Origin of the sequence: Chitinophaga solisilvae (assembly GCF_009928525.1) — a bacterium.
GTDB lineage: Bacteria > Bacteroidota > Bacteroidia > Chitinophagales > Chitinophagaceae > Chitinophaga > Chitinophaga solisilvae.
The window spans coordinates 243,411-262,778 of record NZ_JAABOK010000006.1 but is presented as its reverse complement, the minus strand read 5'-3'; the positions used below and the strand labels follow the sequence as shown (position 1 = coordinate 262,778).

Sequence of the window (19,368 nt, the reverse complement as noted above, 5' to 3'; positions counted from 1 at the left end):
AATAACTAAATGTTATGTTATGTTATGTTATGCCATAGCCGGATCACTGATTCCTTCTTTCCCGGTTTCTACCCTGCCGGCGTAACGTTGTTCAAAGTCAGCGTAGTCGTTGACTTTCACGGAGAAGTCGTACCAGTTGTGGCTGGAGGCGAGATCCATGATAACGGCGCCTTCTGTTTTTGCAGCGATGGTTTTCTTTACCGGAGGCTTGCCGTAGGCTTTATCTTCGATGATGACAGTAATGGCTTTGGCGCTGCTGTTGATAATGCGCAGCAGTACATTGCCGCTGAGTTTTTTCGTATTACCGGCAGCGTGATGGTATTCGCACACGATGGAGGCCTGCGGGTCCTGGATGCTGCCGCGGAATTCGCGGTAGAAACCATTAGGACCGTAGGTACGCAGGTGATAATGTTCATTTTCGAAAGCGTGCAGCGGCCATGTGTCACGGAGGGTGTCTCCGGCGGTAACAGCGTAGGCCCAGGTACGTACAGGCTCCATCTGACGGGTTTCTGCCTGCAGGTATTTTCCGGGAGCGTATACGTTGAACGGAGAGCCAGCGGCTTTTTTACCAAATACTTCGCTGGCGGCAGAGAAGCTGATTTCAAATGCTTTCCTGTCTGCGCTCAGTTTACCCGAAGCATAGAGCTGATACGGCAATGCATTGGATACGCGGGTGCCTTTCTCCTGGCGCGGCATCCATTCTGCATGGGCGGGATCGCTGTTGATCTTCTCTATCTCTGCAGTTGTCAGCTTTTTGAATTCATCCGGCAGCTTCTTGAAGCGGGCATTGTAAACACTTTCAATGAACTCTTTGCGTTCAGGGAAAGGCACCTTTATTTTTTCTCCGTTAAACGGCCGGAAAACAGAGGTCAGGTCACCACAAACAGTACGGCGCCAGGCGCTGATATTCGTTTCTTTAACGGCCTTGCCTTTATGCTGGAGGAACTGCTCCATAAACTGCAGGATAGAAGTGTGGTCAAACACCTGGGAGTTCACGTAACCACCGCGGCTCCAGGGTGATGCTATCACCAGCGGCACGCGGTATCCCAGGCCGATAGGGCTTTCCCGCACCTCGTTTTTGCCTACATGTCTTTTAGCTTCTTCCTGTGCTTTCCCCACATATTCCAGGGCAGTATCTATTCCTTTAGAAACCAGTCCGGTACCGGGTTTGAAGGGAGCGGTAAATGGCGGCACATGGTCGAAGTAGCCATCGTTTTCATCATAGCAGAGGATAAAAATGGTTTTCTTCCATACTTCTTCCTGCCGGGTGAGAATATCCAGCACTTCAGACACATACCAGGCGCCATACCAGGGCGCTCCGGGGTGGTCAGAGAATTCACCGGGGGCTACCAGCCAGGAAACGGTGGGTAGCTGTCCGCTGTTAACATCAGTGCGGAACTGATGCAGGATATCTCCTTTAGGTATCTGTACGGTTCTTTCTGTATCGCCGTCTTTATACTTCAGGGTTTCCAGTTCATGATAATCGGGGTCGCCGATATTGGTGGTAAAGGCCCTGTTATGCAGTTCCTGTTCCTTCGCGGATAATTTGCTGAAGTTGGCAGCGGTAAAGGTCACCGCATCCTGCTTTACCTTTTCCAGTTCCTTTTGTTTGCGTTCCAGCTGCCGTTGCAGTTTTGCGGCCTCCTCGCTGCCGGCAGCGGCAGCAGCCACTTTCCCCTGCAGCCCGGAGATTTCTTCCGGCAGCTGCTGCAAACGGCGTTGCAGGTATTTGATATGCCCGGTGGAGAAGCGCACATTAAAGGCGCTGAACCATTCTATCGGGTTATCGGTGAAGTTGGCCAGCATCCCGTCTTTCTCTCCTTCGAGGCCGGCGGCGCTGATTTCGTTCTGGTATATTCTCCAGCTGATGCCGTTATCCTGCAGGCGTTCAGGGAAAGTTGTCCAGTGTGCTTCTGCACCGTAGTCAACATCTTCATTCCATACGTTGGCTTTGGCCGATGCCTTTTGTTCATCGCGGAGGGTACCGGTCCATAAATAAAGGCGGTTGGGTGTAGTGCCTGTCAGCGAGGAACAGAAGTTCTGGTCACATACGGTGAAAGCATCTGCCATAGCGTAATAGAAAGGAATATCTTCTCTGTTGTAGAAGCCCATGGTAAGCGGCATAGGCGCCCACTCTTTATTGCCGGAGGCTTTCACCAGCAGCCATTGATCGTATTTTCCTCCGTTGCGCGCATCCACCTGGTTGGCCCAGGAGTGCGGCAGGCTGCTCATCCACGTCGCTTTGGTATCTTTTATATTCAGCCGGAAAGGTGCAAAGGTTTCATTTTTTTCATTCGTTTGCAGCCATACCAGGTTCTTATCAGGCAGTTGTATGGCGCGGGGATCGTTATAACCGCGGACACCTTTCAGGGAGCCATAGCAATGGTCAAAAGAGCGGTTCTCCTGCATCAGTATTACAATGTGCTCCGCATCCTGCCAGGTGGTGCCTGGCCTGGGGTTTATGGCCAATGCGCGCTGAATGGAGCCGGGCAGGGTGCCCATTACGCCGGTGGCCCCGGACAGCAGTGCTGCCTTCTTTATAAAATCTCTTCTGGTATCCATGAATAATGAATTTTTACCTGTTCACTGTTACTCCCTGTCAATAAGGGTTTTGTCTAAAATGCCGCTTAAAATAACAAAAAGAATGTTACCTCACAATTAACAGGGAGGAATGGTAAAAATAAGGGCAACAAAAAAGGTTTCCGTACGTGACGGAAACCTTTATGTTGAAGTAAATGGTAAAGATGAATTAGTCAATCTGTGAAGACGGAATAATAACTATCTTGAAGCGGTAGGTCTTTGTAACCGGCTTGGCCAGCTGACCATTGGCGCCTCTCAGTTCCACTGTCACAAAACCTTTTTCCTGGCTGGAATGGATCACATTATAACTTTCACCATCAAATACTTCAGGTAAAAGTTCATACAACGTTCCATCCCTGGCGATAGACACAATAACGCCATCCAGCTGATTGGAGGTGGCATCCAGTTCCGGAACGGCGATCTGTACATAACGTACATTACCATCAACGCCCCATTTGTTGGGCGGTACGTCCTGAAGAATTGTTTTGTTGGGAATTACCACTTCATTCGTGGTTTTGGTGCAACCGGGCAATATGAAACCCAGCAATAACAGTGGTAAGTATAGCCATGTTTTCATACGAAACGCTTTTGTCCGCATAATCCAAATACAATGCCACAAAATTCGCTTATACAAATATGAAAATGCTGATATTTGTAAAAATCAAAATCTCCGGTAATATTATGTTATATCGCCTGCCAGCAGCATTTCAGGAAATCCCGCCACTACAATTATGCCACAGCGGAAAATCGGCCATGGCCTGGTTCAGGCTACTGGACCGTCAGGACAAGGCAGAGGGCTTTCTTACAGAAAATACACTGGTATTCGTTATCCGCGGCAGTAAACATGTGCATCTGCCGCAAGGCAAAATCATTGCCGGCTCCGGTGATGTCATGCTGCTGAAAAGAGGCACCTATTTTATGTCTGCTTTCCTGACCGACGGCGCAGAATACCAGGGACTCATGCTTTGTGTGGATGATAATATTCTCCGGAGCTTCCTCGATGATGTACAACACGTGCAGGAAACGCAGACAAACATTCCCATGGTGTTGCCTTGTTCTACACAACTGACCGCTGTGCGCGACAGTATCATCAGCTACATGCAGCAACCCGGCGAACATACGCCGCGGCTGCTGGAACTGAAAATAAAAGAAGTGCTGTTACTGCTGCTATCTGGTAAACACCGCGCCGCTGTGCTTTCATTCCTGCACCATCTCTTTGATACCAGTGCAGAAAACCTGACAATGACCATCAGGGCACATCTGCTAAAACCCTTGTCACTGGCGGAATACGCTAAAATATGCGGATTAAGCCTTTCGGCCTTCAAAAGAGAATTCGCTAAACTATACCAGGCGCCTCCCAAAAAATGGATTAACGAAGAGAAACTGAAGCATGCACACTACCTGTTGCAGCATACACCTAAAAATGTCAATGAAATAGCCGATGAGTGCGGATTTGAGAGTACCTCCTATTTCATACGCCAATACAAGCAGCTGTATGGCATCACACCCAAAAATACACAGCGAACCAAAACTGCTACTTTTTGAACGGATCCTGTTATCAGCCCATTCACCGCTCACCCTACCTTTGTCATAAATCATCACAAACTATGAAAGCAACAGCCTTGTTACTGCCACTGCTGGGAATAGCCATAGCGGCCCATACCCAGACCAGAATCAACAAAACTCCCATGAAAGCGCCGGAGAGCGTTATCATACATGACGGTTACTATTATATCAGCGATACCGGCGGAGACCCTACCAAAAAAGACGGAGACGGCGTTATCTACAAGATGACCCCACAGGGCGATGTAACTGTATTTGCAGACAGCCTGGACTCTCCCAAAGGTTCGGCCATCTTCCGCAACATCCTCTACGTTACTGATGTAGACCACATCCGCGGATACGACCTCCGTAACGGTAAACAGGTATTCAACCTGGACATGTCCGCTACCGGCTCTGCCCTCCTCAACGATATTACCCCCCGCGATGAAAACAGCATCTTTGTTTCTGCTACTGACATCAACAAAATCTACATCGTGCAACTGGGGAATATTCCCTCTTTTGAAGAAGTGAAAATATTCAACCCCATCAGAGGCGCCAACGGCCTCGCCTACGACAGCAAACGCCAACGGCTGTACGCCTGCGGTTTCGGCTCCCTCGGCGCCCCTGACGGACAAATCGGATATATAGACCTCTCCGCCCCCGAAAAGAAATTTGTTCCGCTCACCACCCGCACCGGCTATTATGATGGCATCACCCTCACCAAAAACAGTAAACTCATCATATCCGACTGGGTAGCCTTCGAGAAAAAAGGTGTTATCATTGAACTGGACATCAACAACGGAAAAGTTGTTACCCTCAACAAAGAACCCATCTCCGGCCCCGCCGATTTCACCATCGACAAATCCGGAAAGATTATAACACCGGCTATGATGGAAGGCAATGTGATGAAGTTTTAATCAGGAATTACGAATTGCGAATTACGAATTACGAATGCGGAAGCGGAGATTTATTCGAAGAAAGAAAGGCATTTAATCCTTCATCCTATTCATCTTCGATTAAATCTCCGCTTCCGCATTCGTAATTCGCAATTCGTAATTCGTAATTAATTTTTTATTTACAGCTTCACCTGTACCCCCAGCGTTCCCCCTATATACGTGCCCTGGAATTTATTATTGCCTTTCTCACGGGTCCAGAAATAGTGGCTTACGAGATCCTGGGCAGCGCCGTTTTTGGTGTATACGTGATTGAAGGTGGGTCCGGCAAATACCTCTATCTTTCTGCCAAAGCGGTAGGCAGGATAAGCGCCGAAGGATGCACGGTGATATTCCCAGCGTTTGAAGTCTGTCAGGGAAGTGGAAGTAACTTCCAGATTGATACGGAAATGTGAGAGTAATGGCAGATGTGCACCTATACCACCCTGCAGGGCATACTTACTTTTTTTATCCTTGAAGTTGTATCCTACGCCGATGATACCATACAGGGTACGGCCACCTGATTTGAAGGAGAGAATAGTGGTGCTGCTTTCATCGATACTGATGCTGAGCTGCTTCTCGCCGCCTTTTACCAGGTTGATTAATCCGATAGGATAATCGCTGCTGTCGGCAATATTGAGGAAGCCTGCCACCTGTACGCCTTTAACTTTTTTAGCGATGTTCATAAAACCGGCTACCTGCGTGTGTGCGTTACCGGTAGTATTTATAAATCCGGCTACCTGTACCTGGGCATGCTTATCCATATTGATAAATCCGGCCAGGGAGGAGTTGACGCTATCTGATTTATTCAGGAATCCTGCTACCTGTACGCTTTCTGAAGTACTGTTATCTGCCAGGTTAGCAAAACCCGCTACCTGAGCACCTTTCAGAGAAGCAGACTTATTCAGCACACCGGCTGTCATGACACCTTCTGCCCTGCCTTTTACTATATTGGCAATACCTGCAATGGTAGCGCTGCCGGTGGTACTGCCGAGGTGATTGGAAATGCCGGCGACCTGTGCGCCGCGTGCATTCTTTCTTACAACATTGGAGATACCGGCAATACTGGTACCGGTTTCAGCTTTGGAAAGACCTGCTAAAATATGTAAGGAAAATGCATTTGTGTACTCTCCTGCTTTCCTGCCATTGGAGCTGACAGGATATACGAATCCGATGTGCGCCACACTGGTCAGGTTAGGCACCTTCTGTGTGCTGTCCTGCGCCTGCGCAATGGTTCCGGATAAAATTACAAAGAGGGATAAGATTATCAGTTTGATCGTTGTTCTCATGGCTGTGTTAATTATTTCGTACTGATTAACGACACGCCAGGAAGAACATACCCCTACGCAAAAAAATTTAATTTACAGGATAGTGATGCCGGCCTGCCACCCCAGCCATCCTTTAACATGTTCTCCCATATTGAAAGATGGGTAACTGTTCCCCGGAATATTTGTTTTAAAGCCTTCTTTCGGCTCTATTTTATCAAAGAAGTGCATCACGAAGGAAGGGCCTGCAAAGATAGAAACACTTTTGCCCAGTCTCAGGTTCAGCATCGGCTGCATACGCATCATCTGTGTATTGATACCATCTTTATCACCAATATACAGGCTGGCGCCGGTGATTTCTGCAGCGAGGAAGAAATTTCTGTTGAAAGGAATTTCCTTACCGATACCATATCCTATCTGATAAGCCTTTTCAGTGCCGGCATTCATACCTGCCAGCAGTATGCTGTAGAGTTCTTTCCGGCCGCTTTTCCAGGCTACGTTGAGGTTCAGCGTTTCTGTACTGAATACAGATACCTTGTGGTATCCTTTTTTCACAAAATTGATCAGGCCAATGCTGTAACCGGTGGTAGTATCTGCAATGTTGACCAGCCCTACCTGCACGCCGTCCAGCCTGCGGGCATAGTTGAATATGGTACTGAGCTGCACACCCTTAACGGTGCTCTTGCTGATATTGCCGATACCGGTGAGCTGTACGCCATGAAATTCGTTCTGTGTGAAATTACCAATACCACTGAGCTGCACGCCCTTGGCATTTTTAGCTGCCACATTTACCACGCCTGCTACCTGCCACCCGTCTATATTTCCTTTGCTGACGTTCAGTACGCCCGATAACTGCACGCCGCTGAAATTACCTCTCGTTTGTCCGTAGACGCCGCTGATCTGCACCCCTTCCTGGTTGCCCCTGGTAATGTTGCTGAAGCCGCCTACCTGCACGCCATTCATGGAATCCAGCACGTTATTGTGCAGCCCTGCTATCTGTACACCGCTGGTTTTACCACCTACTACGTTGAAGATACCAGCTATCTGAACATTCTTCACATTCCCCTTTACGATATTGAATCCGGTACCTATCTCCACACCATCAACACCGGCAGTATAACCGCCTAATATGTTGACAGAAAATTTATTGACAACCTGAGCGCCCATTTTGCCGTGCGTACCCAGGCCGGGAGCCAGGGATGCCTGGTAGGGCTTATCCGCCAGGAAAGAGGTGAGGTTCATACTCTGCATTTTCTGGCGGGAAGATAAGAGCATACGGCCGAGCCATGTTCTTTCCACCTGGCTGGTAATTTCAACAGTTTTCAGCTGAAAGGTAACCGGAGAAATGGTTACCGCTACTTCCTGATCCTGGCCGGTGTTAATCGTCAGCGAGGTATCTGCATACAGCTCCTTACTAACGCTGATGGCTGCGGTAGGATATTTATCCTTTAACCGCAGCCTGAAGTATCCGTCGTTATTTGTTAGTGTAGAGATGAGTTGCTGTCGTTCATACACGCTGGCATTGGAAATGCGCATTCCCGTTCGCTTGTCCGTGACGAACCCGCTGATCTGGTAATAGGCCTGTCCCGACACTTTCTTCAGCAGGATGATATAATTTCCGGATTCCTTGTATACATAGTCGCCTTCAAATAATATATCCAGTACATGTCTGACCGATTTCCTGTTTACGCTGATACTGACCAGGCTATCCTGCGGCAGAATATTACTGATGTAGGAAAAATAAAAATTGCCTTGTCTGGAGATCTGGTTGAGTACTTCGGAAAGTGGCTGCCGTTTTACTTCCAGTGAAACCGTTTTGTTTAACAGGCTTTGTGCGGCCGTTTGCCATGACAATCCTGCTGTCAGTAATATGATTAAAATTATTCTGCTGAATGGCATACAATTATTTCAAGATAATCTGATTCCCGTTTTTTTCTACGGTAATATCATAGGTGAGGCCAATAATTTTTAAGATGCTGTCGAGCGAACTGTTTTCGAAAGTGACATTGATCGGCAGCTCTCTTTTGGCGGCATCGGCAATCACAATATCCACGCCATAGGCATCCTGCAGGATGTTTGCGAGTTTCCACAGGGGTGTATTGTTGCAGACAAAAGTCTGGGTGCGGTAATAGTTATACAGCTCATCTGTATTCTCCTGTTTTACCGGGCTGGCATCTGCAGCTGTCACCACAGCTTTTTCATGTTGCCGGAGTTGTATGCTGTTATTATTTTTAGAGACTTCTACGGCGCCTGTTTCCACAATAACTTCTGTTTTTCCGTTGGCGCTTTTGATATTGAAAGATGTACCCAATACTGTTACGGTTACTTCATTCACCCGGATGACAAAGGGTTTCCCCGGATCCTGGGCTATGTTGAAGAAGGCTTCGCCTTCCAGTTTTACCTGGCGTTCCTTGCCGAACGAAGAAGGGAAGCGCAGGGAAGATTCTTTATTGAGTGTCACAAAGGAGCCGTCGGGGAGGGTATCTGTTCTGACAGCCGTATGGGAATACAGTACTTCCTGGGATACATGAAAATTGGACATGTACCAGTATCCTGCGGCGCCGAGCAGTACCAGCAGCGAAGCGGCGATGCTCAGATTACGTTTCCAGAAGGAGGTATCTGTCTGTATAATACGGGCTTCCTGTTTATGTTCGTTTGCGCCTACACGTTGCTGAAAGCGCATCCAGGCATCGTTTTCATTCACGGTGCTCACAGCTGCCAGCTTCCTGCTCTCCTCCCAGATAAGGCGGAAATGTTCGAAATACCGCGCATTGGCTGCATCTTCTGCCATCCACTGTTCTACGTCCGCCTGCTCTGAAGCGGTCGTTATCTTCAGCAGGTATTTTACCAGAAGGTCATCATTAATATGATCCGTACGCTTTTTCACCTTATCAAAAATTTAGAAGATTGAGCAATAATAAAATCAGGGGCAGAAAGTCTACCAGGTTCAGGCGAAGCAGCCGTAATGCTTTACCCATCTGATTTTCAACTGTTTTCACGGAGATGTCCAGGCGGTTAGCAATTTCCTGGTACTTTAATTCTTCAAACCGGCTCATCTGGAAAACGGTCCTGCATTTTTCCGGCAGTTCGCGCAGTGCCTTATCCAGCTTTTCTTCCAGCTCTTTCATGGTCACCTTACCGGAGGTATTGCCGGTATCCCTGTTATTGCTCATCTGGTATTGGGTATGTGCCTGATGGGTGGCTTTCACTTTCTGATGCCGCAGGTAATTGATACTTTCATGATATACAGCGCGGTAGAGGTATCCTGATATGGATTGCCTGATCTTTATATCTCCGGATTTCTCCCAGAGTTTGCAGAATACATTCTGCACCATTTCTTCGGCCATGATCTCGTCCTTCAGTATAGTGCAGGCATAGGCATGCAGACCCTTAAAATGAGTTTTAAAGGCTTGCTCAAAGGTTAATGTGTCTTCTTTTTCCAGTAATGAGGTATCACCTGGATGATGCAAATCCATGCTAAAGTTTTGATAACTGAGGTCAAAGATAATTCCTTCTGCCAATTGAAATGCTTTCTTTAACGACACGCTGAGCAGAAAGTACCCCTACGCCCTGTGAAAAAATTGCTTTTCGGGATATTATTGTCCTGATTAAGGCCAATTTAACATTATCTTATATATCTATTCTATAATATTGCTGAAAACTATACCATGAGGTTCATCTTTACTGCCACACTGTTATTTTTCGTTACCCTGGGAGTATCTGCACAAAGCAAGACAGCCTACATCAATTTTCAGCAGCTGATCGGGCTCATGCCGGAAACTAAACTGGCAAATGATACTTTACGCCTGTATCAGGATGAACTGGCTAAAGACGGGCAATATCTGGTAGATGAATATACAAGGCTTGTAAAGCAATATGACAGCACCGGAGCCAACACCCATGCCAGCCAGGAGAAACTGGCCGGAATGGAAAAGGAAATCCGGGATGCGCAGACAAGAATCACCGATTACCGGGAGCGCATGGAAGAGAAAATAGCCCAGAAAGACCAGCTGCTGCTGAAACCGATTATGGAGAAAGCGAAAAAGGCACTGAAAGAAGTGGCTACCGGTAAAGGCTATACGATGGTGATAGATAATTCCAAAGATGCCGTACTTATCGCCTCAGAAACGGATGACCTGCTGGAAGCAGTAAAAGCCAGACTGGGGTTAAAATAAATAATTCACCTGTTTACGTTTCTGATTTCGGGTCCGGCGACTCCTCCTGTGTGTTGTTCTCTTTCCGCCATTCTAAAAAGGAGATCATCGCTGTTGTCCGGATACCGAAATCAAAAAATTATGAATTACGAATGATGAATGATGAGTTAGGGCGAAGACCTAAGCGATGATTAAATTTCTTTAGTCGCTTAGGTCTTCGCCCTAACTCATCATTCATCATTCGTAATTCGTAATTAAATATGCAGGCCGTGCGCCAGCAGCGTCTTCCACTGCGGGTTACTGCGTACATACTCCGCTACCTTCTTGCTGGAAGGTACCATGCGGATGTTCTGGGAAGAAATTTCTTCCATCACTTTTCCCAGCATCACCGGCAAAACGCCCTGTTTTTCCAGGGTAGGAGGTACTTCCGCACCTGTCAGGAAAATACGGCTGCCGTTTCTTTCATAAATCACTTTCGCCAACTGTCCGGCAATATGCGCCTCAAACTGTCTGGCTTCCTTGTTGTCAATAATTTTGAAATCCTTCATGATCATTAATTAGTTTATACAAACTGTGCTCTTATAGTAGCGTACTAAAAGGAAAGTATCTTCTGCAAAAAGGGAAAGTAGTAATGTCAATCTAGCGTGATATGGTATTAAAATACCTTCAATAAGCTATTCCGGCTGCAAATATACGAAATAAGCAGCACATTAACGTGAAACATTTAAATGTATAAATAATTAATATTTAAAATAATTGACTGGTAAACCTTTGTAAGGCAATTTAACGTGAAACAGGCTACCACTAAGGGGATATTGCTGTAACTGCTCTGCAGTCATATGCTCCCGGGCAGTAGTAATCAGCATATCCTGCATATCCGGCCCTCCGAAAATACAGGAAGAGACCTGCAGGGCCGGTATTTCAATATGTGCCAGCAGTTCCCCGCTGACAGGATTCCAGCGATATACACCCCGGCCACCCCAATGCGCCACCCACAACATCCCTTCACTGTCTATCGTCATACCATCCGGGCTTCCCAGCTCCGCCGGTACCGTCACCGCCCTCCGGGGTTGGCTCACGGTACCCTTTTCCACATCATAGCGGTATTCCTGTATCATATTCGTGGCTGTATCGGTAAAATACATGAGATCTCCCTTCCATACGATCCCGTTGGGGATGCTTACCTGCGCCAGCCGGATCACCGGCGGCCGGTTGCCTTCCACGCAATACAAAGCCCCGTTGTCGTGCTGGGTAATCAGGTGCATGGTGCCTATCCATAACCGGCCGGCAGGGTCACAGCCGCCATCATTACAACGCATCCCGGGATTACCGTCCAGTACCGTCAGCATACGGCCCAGCCCCTGCTCCGGCGAAAACCGCACCACGCGCCCCTGTAAGCCCAACAACAGTTCCCCGCTGCCAGCCACCGGCACCATTACACTAACGTATTCGCCTATATGAAATGTGCTGCGCCGGCCGGCCGGATCCTGCATATAAAACGTATGCCCCAGGATATCTACCCAGCACCATACTGCCCGCTCCGGCCACCAGAAAGCACCTTCCCCCAGTTCATACTGCTCCGCTGAAAATAAGGATGCCTGAAATATCTCCATAAAATAAACTGTTCCGGTTATTAATCAGGTTATACCCGCCGCATCACTGTTACGCACAGTTGTGTCATTTTTTAATTTAAATGCAGCCGGCTATACCAAAATATCGATTTTTCTGTAAGTTGCTGCTGCAGACCTGCGTTTTTTCAACCGGATACCGGCAGTCTGCAACAGTACCCGCAAGGGCATAATAGCCCGAAATTGGCTGTGGCACACATTATTTGATGAAATTATACCGCTTTCCGTTTAATTTTACACCTCATAATTATAGTATTCCCCACATGAACATTCTCTTATTTAAAAAACTGTATCAGGAAAACCTGATTGATGCAACGGCACTTGAAAAGATGGAGACTGCCAACCGTAACCGTCTCTTTTCCCTGCACTGGGAAATCAAAACCATCCTGTACCTCGGCGTTTTACTACTCAGCGGCGGCCTGGGCATCCTGGTCTACAAAAACCTGGATACCATCGGGCACCAGATTATCATTGTACTCCTGGCGGCCGTCAGCATCGCCGGTTTCACCTACTGCTACAAACAAAAAGCTCCCTTTTCCTACGATAAAGTGGAATCCCCCAACGCATTTTTCGATTATGCGTTGCTGTTAGGTTGTCTGACTTTCGTGACCTTCATCGGCTACCTCCAGTTCCAGTACGGCCTGTTCGGCTCCCGGTACGGGCTGGCTACCTTTGTACCCATGGCGGTCCTGTTCTTCAGCGCCTATTATTTCGACCATCTGGGCGTATTATCCCTGGCAATTACCAACCTGGCAGCATGGGCCGGCATTACCGTTTCCCTGAGACGCATACTCTACGCCAACGATTTTTCCAATCATACGCTTACCTACACCGCGCTGTTACTCGGTGCAGGATTATACATCGCGGGCATACTGTCTGAACAGAAAAAAATCAAGCCGCATTTTGCCTTCACCTATCAGAACTTCGGCGCACACATCTTCTTTATTGCAGCCTGCGCGGCTATCGTGGTATTTGAGCACACATATGTGCTGTGGTTCCTGCTGGCAGCAGGCGCTGGTGCACTGGTCATCCGCCATGGATTCAGACTCCGCTCCTTCTATTTTGTGCTGATAGCAGTCCTGTATATGTATGTGGCGCTCACCATCACTATAGGGTGTGTGCTCTACCGCTTTGCAGACATCGATGCTATTCTCCTGGCGTTATTCTATCTCATTGCTTCTGCTACAGGTATTATTATCCTCCTGATTCATCTCAACAAAAAAATTAAATCATGATTGCCTATAATCGACAAAGTCTTGATAACCTCGAAATCCGGCAGGAGGCCAACGAAGCATTTAAACAGGGATGCATCAGCGAAGATATGCAACGCGCTATCCATGAAGCATATCCGGTAAAGCTCTACATGCCCAACCTGATGATCAGCATCGGCCTGTTTATACTTACCTGTATCGTTATCATTTTATCGCTGTGTTTTTTTGGTCTGCTTAACCTGGAGATGTTTGGCGATAACTTCCATATTTTAGGTATTGTCTGGGGACTGCTCTGTTACGTTGCGTGTGAGTTATCTGTTCGTGGTGGCAGACAGTGCTTTCATTGCGGTATTGACGATGCGCTGCTGTATGGCGCTATTATCTTTATTCATGGCGGACTTACGCTGAAGAGCGATCCTTCCATGACAGTGCACAGTGCCATCGCACTGCTATTAACATTACTGGCTACACTCCGTTTTGCCAACGCGTTCTGTGCGGGCGTTGCCTACCTCGCCCTGCTCATGCTTATCTTCAATCTGAGTACAGGTCCGGTAGCCATGGCCGTATTGCCTTTCCTGATAATGCTTATTTCCGGAGGCGTTTATCTGGCAGTGAGAAAATGGAAAACACGGAATAGCTTCCGTTATTACAGGAATTGTCTCACAGTGGTGGAAGTCCTCTCCCTCATTACTTTATACGCTGCGGGCAACTATTACATTGTGCGTGAATTAAGTATTACCATGTTTGAAATAGAGCTGGCCCCTGGTCAGGACATACCTTTCGGCTGGCTGTTCTGGATATTGACGGTAACCATTCCGTTGCTGTACCTGTATTACGGGATCCGCAAAAAAGATGTGATACGGCTGCGTACCGGCCTGTTGCTGGTAGCGGCCATTGTATTTACCGTGCGTTACTACCATCACCTGCTGCCTCTGGAAACAGCCATGGTAGCGGCAGGTATCCTGCTCATCGGCGGAGCATGGCTGCTGATCAGATACCTCCAGACACCCAGGAACGGCTTCACCTACAAAGAAACGGACCAACAGGCCCTCATGGATAAACTTCAGGTTGAGTCGCTGATTATATCCGAAACCCTCACCCCTTCTGCCCCCCAGCAGGGCATGGAGTTCGGCGGCGGCACCGGAGGCGGAGGAGGCGCAAGCGGCCAATACTAGTCATTTTATTATTTTATTATTTGAGATTTACATAAGAAAGGAGATCTGAGCAGAAATATTTGCTCAGATCTCCTTTCTTATGTAAATCTCAAATAATAAAATAATAAAATAAAAAAAGCCTGATTGAATGAATCAATCAGGCTTTTAGAGCGGAAGACCGGGCTCGAACCGGCCACCCCGACCTTGGCAAGGTCGTGCTCTACCAAATGAGCTACTTCCGCAGGTGTAAAACTTTCGTTTTGTAAGAACTTGTTGCTGATGCTGCCATCAGACTTTGGAGCGGAAGACCGGGCTCGAACCGGCCACCCCGACCTTGGCAAGGTCGTGCTCTACCAAATGAGCTACTTCCGCAGGTGTGTAAAACTTTCGTTTTGTTAAGAGCTTTTCCAACTTGTCAGCAACGTTTCCGTTTGCTTTGCCGTGTGGCGTTTTTCGTTGGGATTGCAAAGATAGGAAACGGACTGAAAACACAAAATTTTTTTTGCTTCTTTTATAAACTTTTTTGTTTCCACTATACACAAAAAAGCCTTGAAAGGCTGTACCAACAACCATTTCAAGGCTTCAAGAATTTCATAAAATTTCTTTCATTACTGTACAGTATGTAGTCTGGCTACCGGCTTTACCAGTTTCTTTTTTGTCTTTTTCTGTTTTCCCCACCATACATAAAAACCGGTGATGGGTAACGATGCGCAGATAAGTCCTGTGATAAACACAATGATTTTTCCAACAATACCTCCTATCGCGCCTACGTGAATATCATAGTTCATCTCCAGCAGTTTCTCTCCGCGGTTTTTATGCGTGTTATTCCGCCTTCCGAGCAGCTTTCCGGTGTACTGGTCAAACTTCAGCTCATCTGCGCCGTAATAGATTTCCCTGCCTTTTAAACCGCCCACAACGTTCACGCCTTCGGGAAACGTTGCCGGATATACGAAAACACGATCAGCGCCTTTCAGCATGGGCAAAGCGGTATTGAAAGCTATATCCAGCGGGTTGCCGGTAATGGCGGCCGCCGGCTTCACGGATTTTTCTTCTTTCACCACCGGCGCTGCCGTACTGCCGGAAGCGACAACATACACGGTGGATTCAAACCATTTAAAAGCCCATACCATTCCTGTCAGCCCCAATACCAGCGCTATCAGCAGGCTATAGAAACCGAGTACGTTATGCAGGTCGTAGTTGACTCTTTTAAAGCTGGCTTTCCACTTTATTTTAAAGCTCTGCTCGCGGGAAGCCTTGTTCCAGCGTTTGGGCCACCATAATACCAGTCCGGTTATCAGTAGTATAACAAAGATAAAAGTGCTCCAGCCTACAATGGGCTGTCCTATGGAATCTTTCAGGAGCAGGCTCCAGTGCATCATCTTCACGATGTTGAAGAAATTATATTTCAGGTCCAGCTGCCCCGTAACTTTTCCGGTATAAGGGTTTACGGTAACAACATCATAGTATTCCAATGCGCCGAAGTAAGTCAGCGCCGTATCGTTTCCTTTATAGGTCATGAACTCCCAGGCCCTGTCCGGGGCAGTGTAGGTCGTAACATTATACACAGGCTTATCGGGGCCCAGCGCTTCCTGTGCGCGCTGCTTCAGGGTACTGAGCGGTAGTACGCCGGTGGTCTGCGGTGCTACAAACAGGGCTTTTCTGTAAACTACGTCATTGATTTCTTTCTGGAAGACAAACAAGCAGCCGGTTACGCTGATAATAACTACAATAATACCTGATGCCAATCCCAGCCACAAATGCAGCTTTTCAACAATCAGTCTGGCCAGCGATTTTTTCTTCGCCGGATGTTTTGCTTCCTTCTTTTTTCTGCTGAGCATAGTTTTCAGATCATCTGCCGGCAAACACCACCGGCAGATACAAAATTGCCGGTAAATCAGCTGATTCCTTACTCAATTCCGGAAATTCTTTTACGCAAAAGGAAAAACAGGCACAAAAAAGCCTCCTCCGGAATAACCGGAGGAGGCTGGATAATTATGTTGAAGCTGTTAGCTTATTTATATTTCGGATTATACAGTGTGCTCTCTGGTACAGCTACCTCAGGCTTACCTGCATATCTGTGTTTGTAGAGGTTATAGCAACCACCCAGCATGAAAGCTACGATACAAAACAGTTGCACGTAAAACATAAAGCGGGAGCGGGAAACCCTGTCACGGGTGATGTCATTCTTATTTTCTACTGTATTGTGTTCCATATTCAGATTATTTCCGCTGCAAACCTAATAAATTATTTACGGATTTAGAAATTAAAATGTCATTTGAGATTTGGTTATTTTATTATTTGAGATTTGTTTCCCATCCTGGTATTTTTTGATATTTCAAAGCAAGCCTGTATAAGATGCAAATCTCAAATAATAAAATAATAAAATAACCAAATCTCAAATGAGTTCCGAGAATTTCTTCCTTCTTAAAAAGTAATACCGCCATATCATAATACCATGAAATACTCCTCTCATCTTCATCAGTTTCATTTCGGGCAGCTGGTCCTTTTTTACGTATCGTTTGCGCCAGCGGCAGTAGTCGCGGTAAGCGCGGTAAATGGCGGTCATATCCCTGGGTTTACCGGCCACCAGGCTCTTCACGCCTGCCAGTATATCCAGGAAGAAACGCTGTGAAAGTACGATCCAGCGGTCTTCACTGTGCAGGTTCTTCCAGAGCATCATCAGGTTGTTCCGGAAATTCAGGTACAGCTTGCGCGGATTGCCTTGCGGCAGACTGCCCCCGCCCACATGGAATACCTTTGAATCCGGGCAGTAGCAGATGCGGTATCCTGCCCGCTGCAGCCGCCAGCAAAGGTCTACTTCTTCCATATGCGCAAAGAAATCACGGTCAAAACCGCCGACCTCGTGGAAACAGGCCGACCTGATAAACAAAGCGGCCCCGGTAGCCCAGAAAATATCCTGGACATCGTCATACTGACCATTATCCTTTTCGGTAGTGTAGAGAATACGGCCACGGCAGAACGTATATCCCAGCACATCCATCCAGCCGCCGGCAGCGCCGGCATACTCGAATTCGTCCGGCTGATGGTAGGCCCGCATTTTAGGCTGACAGGCAGCAATACGCGGATCAGACTGCATCAGGGCTACTACCGGCTCTATCCATCCCGGCTCTACGGCCACATCCTGATTCAGCAATACGTAAATGTCTGCCTTTACATGCTGCAGCGCGTCATTATACCCTCCCGCAAAACCATCATTGCGCGGATTCTGAATAATACTGACAGCCGGATAGTTAGCCCGCACAAACGCAACACTGTCATCCGTAGAGGCATTGTCCGCCAATACCAGCTGCAGATTGCCATACGTGGAAGCGCAGACAGACGGCAGGAACTTCTCCAGGAAAGCCTTTCCATTCCAATTTAAAATAACAACTGCTACTGATGGCAATATGGGCAACTGATATTACGTTTATGCGTGAACAATAATTTTAGGAGATGCAAATATGCGACAAAGGATTTTAATATTTGCTTCCAAATACAGAAACATCAAAGCGGAATTAGGCTTAAATTAGAAGTATGTTTAAACAGTATATCGGGTGGAAGTTCGTACTGACCTCCATAGCAATGGTCATTATTGTGACCACCATATGGTTTGTCAGCAACCTGTCGAGAAAAATACAGGAAGAAGAACGGAAGAAGGTAGCCACCTGGGTAGCAGCGAACCGGGAAGTACTGCAGGACAGCACCGGCGCCAACCTCAACCTGGCCATCGAAATTGTTACCACCAATACCACTATACCGCTGATCCTGACAGACGAACAAGGACGCATACTCGATAGCCGCAACCTGGATTCAGCACGTATCGCACAAAATCCTACCTACCTGCAGGAACAGCTCCTGGCCTTTAAAAAACAACATCCCCCCTTTATCATGGAAGTGGATGCCCGCCAGAAATTATATAACTACATCTATTACGGCGACTCCCTCATCCTGAAACAGGTCCGCTATTATCCGTATATACAGCTGCTGGTGGTTACCCTGTTCATCGGTATTGTACTTTTTGCACTCTCCAGTACCAACCGCGCCACCCAAAACCAGGTATGGGTAGGCCTTGCCAAGGAAACCGCCCACCAGCTGGGCACTCCCCTCTCCTCTATGGAAGCATGGCTGGAAATACTCCGGGAAAATGAAGCCAACTCCATGATGGTAAATGAACTGGCCAAAGATGTGGACCGCCTCAAACTTATTACTGACCGCTTCTCCAAAATAGGCAGCGTACCCAAACTGGAAGAAAAGGACGTCGTGCAGCAGATAGAAAATATGACCAACTACATCCGGAAAAGAGCGCCGCAGAAAGTACAGTTCAATATCCATACACAGGAAACGGAACTGGCTGCAATGATCTCCCCGCCACTGTTTGACTGGGTTGTGGAAAACCTGCTGAAGAACGCACTCGACGCCATGGAAGGTACCGGAAAAATAGATATCACCATAGAAAATCACCCCACCTTCATCACCATCGATGTAGCCGATACCGGCAAGGGAATCCCAAAAATGAATTTTGAAAAAGTCTTCAAACCCGGCTTCAGTACCAAGAAAAGAGGATGGGGACTTGGGCTCTCACTCGCCAAAAGAATCATCGGGGAATACCATAAAGGAAGACTTTATGTAAAAAATTCCGAAGTAGGTAAAGGCACTACTTTCCGCATCCTGCTTAGGAAGTAGCCGATTCTGAAAAATATTTTCAAACATATTTCTGAGAAAAAGCATAAATAAATTTGCTTATTTTGAAAAAGCCGTTATTTTTGCACCCCAATCTACCAGATGCGAAGGTGGCGAAATTGGTAGACGCGCTACTTTGAGGTGGTAGTGCCTGAAAGGGCTTGGGAGTTCGAATCTCCTCCTTCGCACCAACGAGACAAATGAGGCTTTCCTCACTTGTCT

17 protein-coding genes and 3 tRNA genes are annotated in these 19,368 nt (G+C 47.3%); 7 read left to right on the top strand and 13 right to left on the bottom strand.

From position 1 onward, the window contains the following. Positions 1–27: 27 nt before the first annotated feature. Positions 28–2,562, bottom strand: a complete 2,535-nt coding sequence (locus tag GWG06_RS14455; RefSeq protein ID WP_160713987.1) for a phosphocholine-specific phospholipase C — start codon at positions 2,560–2,562, stop codon at positions 28–30. 187 nt (positions 2,563–2,749) lie between these two features. Beyond that, a complete protein-coding gene (locus GWG06_RS14450; protein WP_127043072.1) occupies positions 2,750–3,157 on the bottom strand; it encodes a hypothetical protein in 408 nt (135 codons plus the stop codon). Between the two features lie 59 nt (positions 3,158–3,216). Here GWG06_RS14450 and GWG06_RS14445 point away from each other — a divergent pair, with 59 nt between their 5' ends. Then, positions 3,217–4,125 carry a helix-turn-helix domain-containing protein gene (locus GWG06_RS14445; protein ID WP_160713985.1) on the top strand — a complete coding sequence of 303 codons (909 nt, stop codon included), beginning with the start codon at positions 3,217–3,219 and terminating at the stop codon, positions 4,123–4,125. Between the two features lie 62 nt (positions 4,126–4,187). After that, positions 4,188–5,039, top strand: coding sequence for a YncE family protein (locus GWG06_RS14440; protein ID WP_160713983.1), 852 nt, complete (start codon positions 4,188–4,190; stop codon positions 5,037–5,039). A 158-nt stretch (positions 5,040–5,197) separates the two neighbouring features. On the opposite strand, the gene GWG06_RS14435 is transcribed toward GWG06_RS14440, so the two are convergent. The 4 genes from GWG06_RS14435 to GWG06_RS14420 form a co-directional block, all read right to left on the bottom strand. Then, a complete protein-coding gene (locus tag GWG06_RS14435) occupies positions 5,198–6,343 on the bottom strand; it encodes a hypothetical protein (protein ID WP_160713981.1) in 1,146 nt (381 codons plus the stop codon). A 72-nt stretch (positions 6,344–6,415) separates the two neighbouring features. Next, positions 6,416–8,218, bottom strand: coding sequence for a carboxypeptidase-like regulatory domain-containing protein (locus tag GWG06_RS14430; protein ID WP_160713979.1), 1,803 nt, complete (start codon positions 8,216–8,218; stop codon positions 6,416–6,418). Between the two features lie 4 nt (positions 8,219–8,222). After that, positions 8,223–9,206: a FecR family protein gene (locus GWG06_RS14425; protein ID WP_127043062.1), complete on the bottom strand. Its 984-nt coding sequence runs from the start codon at positions 9,204–9,206 to the stop codon at positions 8,223–8,225. A 4-nt stretch (positions 9,207–9,210) separates the two neighbouring features. After that, complete coding sequence (locus GWG06_RS14420; RefSeq protein WP_160713977.1) at positions 9,211–9,795, bottom strand: RNA polymerase sigma-70 factor; 585 nt, start codon at positions 9,793–9,795, stop codon at positions 9,211–9,213. Positions 9,796–9,987: 192 nt separating this feature from the next. Here GWG06_RS14420 and GWG06_RS14415 point away from each other — a divergent pair, with 192 nt between their 5' ends. Continuing rightward, positions 9,988–10,494, top strand: coding sequence for an OmpH/Skp family outer membrane protein (locus GWG06_RS14415; protein WP_127043058.1), 507 nt, complete (start codon positions 9,988–9,990; stop codon positions 10,492–10,494). Between the two features lie 233 nt (positions 10,495–10,727). Here the strand turns inward: GWG06_RS14415 and GWG06_RS14410 are convergent, their stop codons facing one another. Together GWG06_RS14410 and GWG06_RS14405 are read right to left on the bottom strand one after the other, a co-directional pair. Continuing rightward, the gene (locus GWG06_RS14410) at positions 10,728–11,021 is read right to left on the bottom strand and encodes a GNAT family N-acetyltransferase (RefSeq protein WP_158631689.1); all 294 of its coding nucleotides are present in this window, start codon (positions 11,019–11,021) and stop codon (positions 10,728–10,730) included. A gap of 192 nt (positions 11,022–11,213) precedes the next feature. Continuing rightward, positions 11,214–12,086 carry an SMP-30/gluconolactonase/LRE family protein gene (locus GWG06_RS14405; RefSeq protein WP_160713975.1) on the bottom strand — a complete coding sequence of 291 codons (873 nt, stop codon included), beginning with the start codon at positions 12,084–12,086 and terminating at the stop codon, positions 11,214–11,216. A 278-nt stretch (positions 12,087–12,364) separates the two neighbouring features. On the opposite strand from GWG06_RS14405, the gene GWG06_RS14400 reads away from it, so the two are divergent. Next, positions 12,365–13,336, top strand: a complete 972-nt coding sequence (locus GWG06_RS14400) for a DUF2157 domain-containing protein (RefSeq protein ID WP_160713973.1) — start codon at positions 12,365–12,367, stop codon at positions 13,334–13,336. Then, the gene (locus GWG06_RS14395) at positions 13,333–14,487 is read left to right on the top strand and encodes a hypothetical protein (protein WP_160713971.1); all 1,155 of its coding nucleotides are present in this window, start codon (positions 13,333–13,335) and stop codon (positions 14,485–14,487) included. The genes GWG06_RS14400 and GWG06_RS14395 overlap by 4 nt, the downstream gene beginning before the upstream one ends. 148 nt (positions 14,488–14,635) lie before the next feature. Here GWG06_RS14395 and GWG06_RS14390 read toward each other — a convergent pair. The 5 genes from GWG06_RS14390 to GWG06_RS14370 all read right to left on the bottom strand — a co-directional run bounded on the left by GWG06_RS14390 (position 14,636) and on the right by GWG06_RS14370 (position 17,881). Beyond that, positions 14,636–14,708, bottom strand: a tRNA-Gly gene (locus tag GWG06_RS14390). A 54-nt stretch (positions 14,709–14,762) separates the two neighbouring features. Continuing rightward, a tRNA-Gly gene (locus tag GWG06_RS14385) sits at positions 14,763–14,838 on the bottom strand. Positions 14,839–15,074: 236 nt separating this feature from the next. Beyond that, the gene (locus GWG06_RS14380; RefSeq protein WP_127036041.1) at positions 15,075–16,304 is read right to left on the bottom strand and encodes a PepSY-associated TM helix domain-containing protein; all 1,230 of its coding nucleotides are present in this window, start codon (positions 16,302–16,304) and stop codon (positions 15,075–15,077) included. Positions 16,305–16,477: 173 nt separating this feature from the next. Next, entirely contained in the window at positions 16,478–16,678 is a 201-nt protein-coding gene (locus tag GWG06_RS14375; RefSeq protein ID WP_127036039.1) for a hypothetical protein, read from the bottom strand. Positions 16,679–16,861: 183 nt separating this feature from the next. Then, positions 16,862–17,881, bottom strand: a complete 1,020-nt coding sequence (locus GWG06_RS14370) for a glycosyltransferase family 2 protein (protein WP_160713969.1) — start codon at positions 17,879–17,881, stop codon at positions 16,862–16,864. A 119-nt stretch (positions 17,882–18,000) separates the two neighbouring features. Here GWG06_RS14370 and GWG06_RS14365 point away from each other — a divergent pair, with 119 nt between their 5' ends. Together GWG06_RS14365 and GWG06_RS14360 are read left to right on the top strand one after the other, a co-directional pair. Then, positions 18,001–19,149 (top strand): sensor histidine kinase, encoded by a 1,149-nt coding sequence (locus GWG06_RS14365; protein WP_127036035.1) that lies wholly within the window; start codon positions 18,001–18,003, stop codon positions 19,147–19,149. Between the two features lie 101 nt (positions 19,150–19,250). Next, a tRNA-Leu gene (locus tag GWG06_RS14360) sits at positions 19,251–19,337 on the top strand. Positions 19,338–19,368 lie beyond the last annotated feature (31 nt).

What these genes read in the sequence shown, in the direction of transcription:
- GWG06_RS14410 (WP_158631689.1), bottom strand. Translation starts at nt 11,021, where the DNA reads ATGAAGGATTTCAAAATTATTGACAACAAGGAAGCCAGACAGTTTGAG.
- GWG06_RS14375 (WP_127036039.1), bottom strand. Translation starts at nt 16,678, where the DNA reads ATGGAACACAATACAGTAGAAAATAAGAATGACATCACCCGTGACAGG.
- GWG06_RS14365 (WP_127036035.1), top strand. Translation starts at nt 18,001, where the DNA reads ATGTTTAAACAGTATATCGGGTGGAAGTTCGTACTGACCTCCATAGCA.
- GWG06_RS14440 (WP_160713983.1), top strand. Translation starts at nt 4,188, where the DNA reads ATGAAAGCAACAGCCTTGTTACTGCCACTGCTGGGAATAGCCATAGCG.
- GWG06_RS14380 (WP_127036041.1), bottom strand. Translation starts at nt 16,304, where the DNA reads ATGCTCAGCAGAAAAAAGAAGGAAGCAAAACATCCGGCGAAGAAAAAA.
- GWG06_RS14400 (WP_160713973.1), top strand. Translation starts at nt 12,365, where the DNA reads ATGAACATTCTCTTATTTAAAAAACTGTATCAGGAAAACCTGATTGAT.
- GWG06_RS14445 (WP_160713985.1), top strand. Translation starts at nt 3,217, where the DNA reads ATGAAAATGCTGATATTTGTAAAAATCAAAATCTCCGGTAATATTATG.
- GWG06_RS14415 (WP_127043058.1), top strand. Translation starts at nt 9,988, where the DNA reads ATGAGGTTCATCTTTACTGCCACACTGTTATTTTTCGTTACCCTGGGA.
- GWG06_RS14455 (WP_160713987.1), bottom strand. Translation starts at nt 2,562, where the DNA reads ATGGATACCAGAAGAGATTTTATAAAGAAGGCAGCACTGCTGTCCGGG.
- GWG06_RS14450 (WP_127043072.1), bottom strand. Translation starts at nt 3,157, where the DNA reads ATGAAAACATGGCTATACTTACCACTGTTATTGCTGGGTTTCATATTG.
- GWG06_RS14395 (WP_160713971.1), top strand. Translation starts at nt 13,333, where the DNA reads ATGATTGCCTATAATCGACAAAGTCTTGATAACCTCGAAATCCGGCAG.
- GWG06_RS14420 (WP_160713977.1), bottom strand. Translation starts at nt 9,795, where the DNA reads ATGGATTTGCATCATCCAGGTGATACCTCATTACTGGAAAAAGAAGAC.
- GWG06_RS14405 (WP_160713975.1), bottom strand. Translation starts at nt 12,086, where the DNA reads ATGGAGATATTTCAGGCATCCTTATTTTCAGCGGAGCAGTATGAACTG.
- GWG06_RS14435 (WP_160713981.1), bottom strand. Translation starts at nt 6,343, where the DNA reads ATGAGAACAACGATCAAACTGATAATCTTATCCCTCTTTGTAATTTTA.
- GWG06_RS14430 (WP_160713979.1), bottom strand. Translation starts at nt 8,218, where the DNA reads ATGCCATTCAGCAGAATAATTTTAATCATATTACTGACAGCAGGATTG.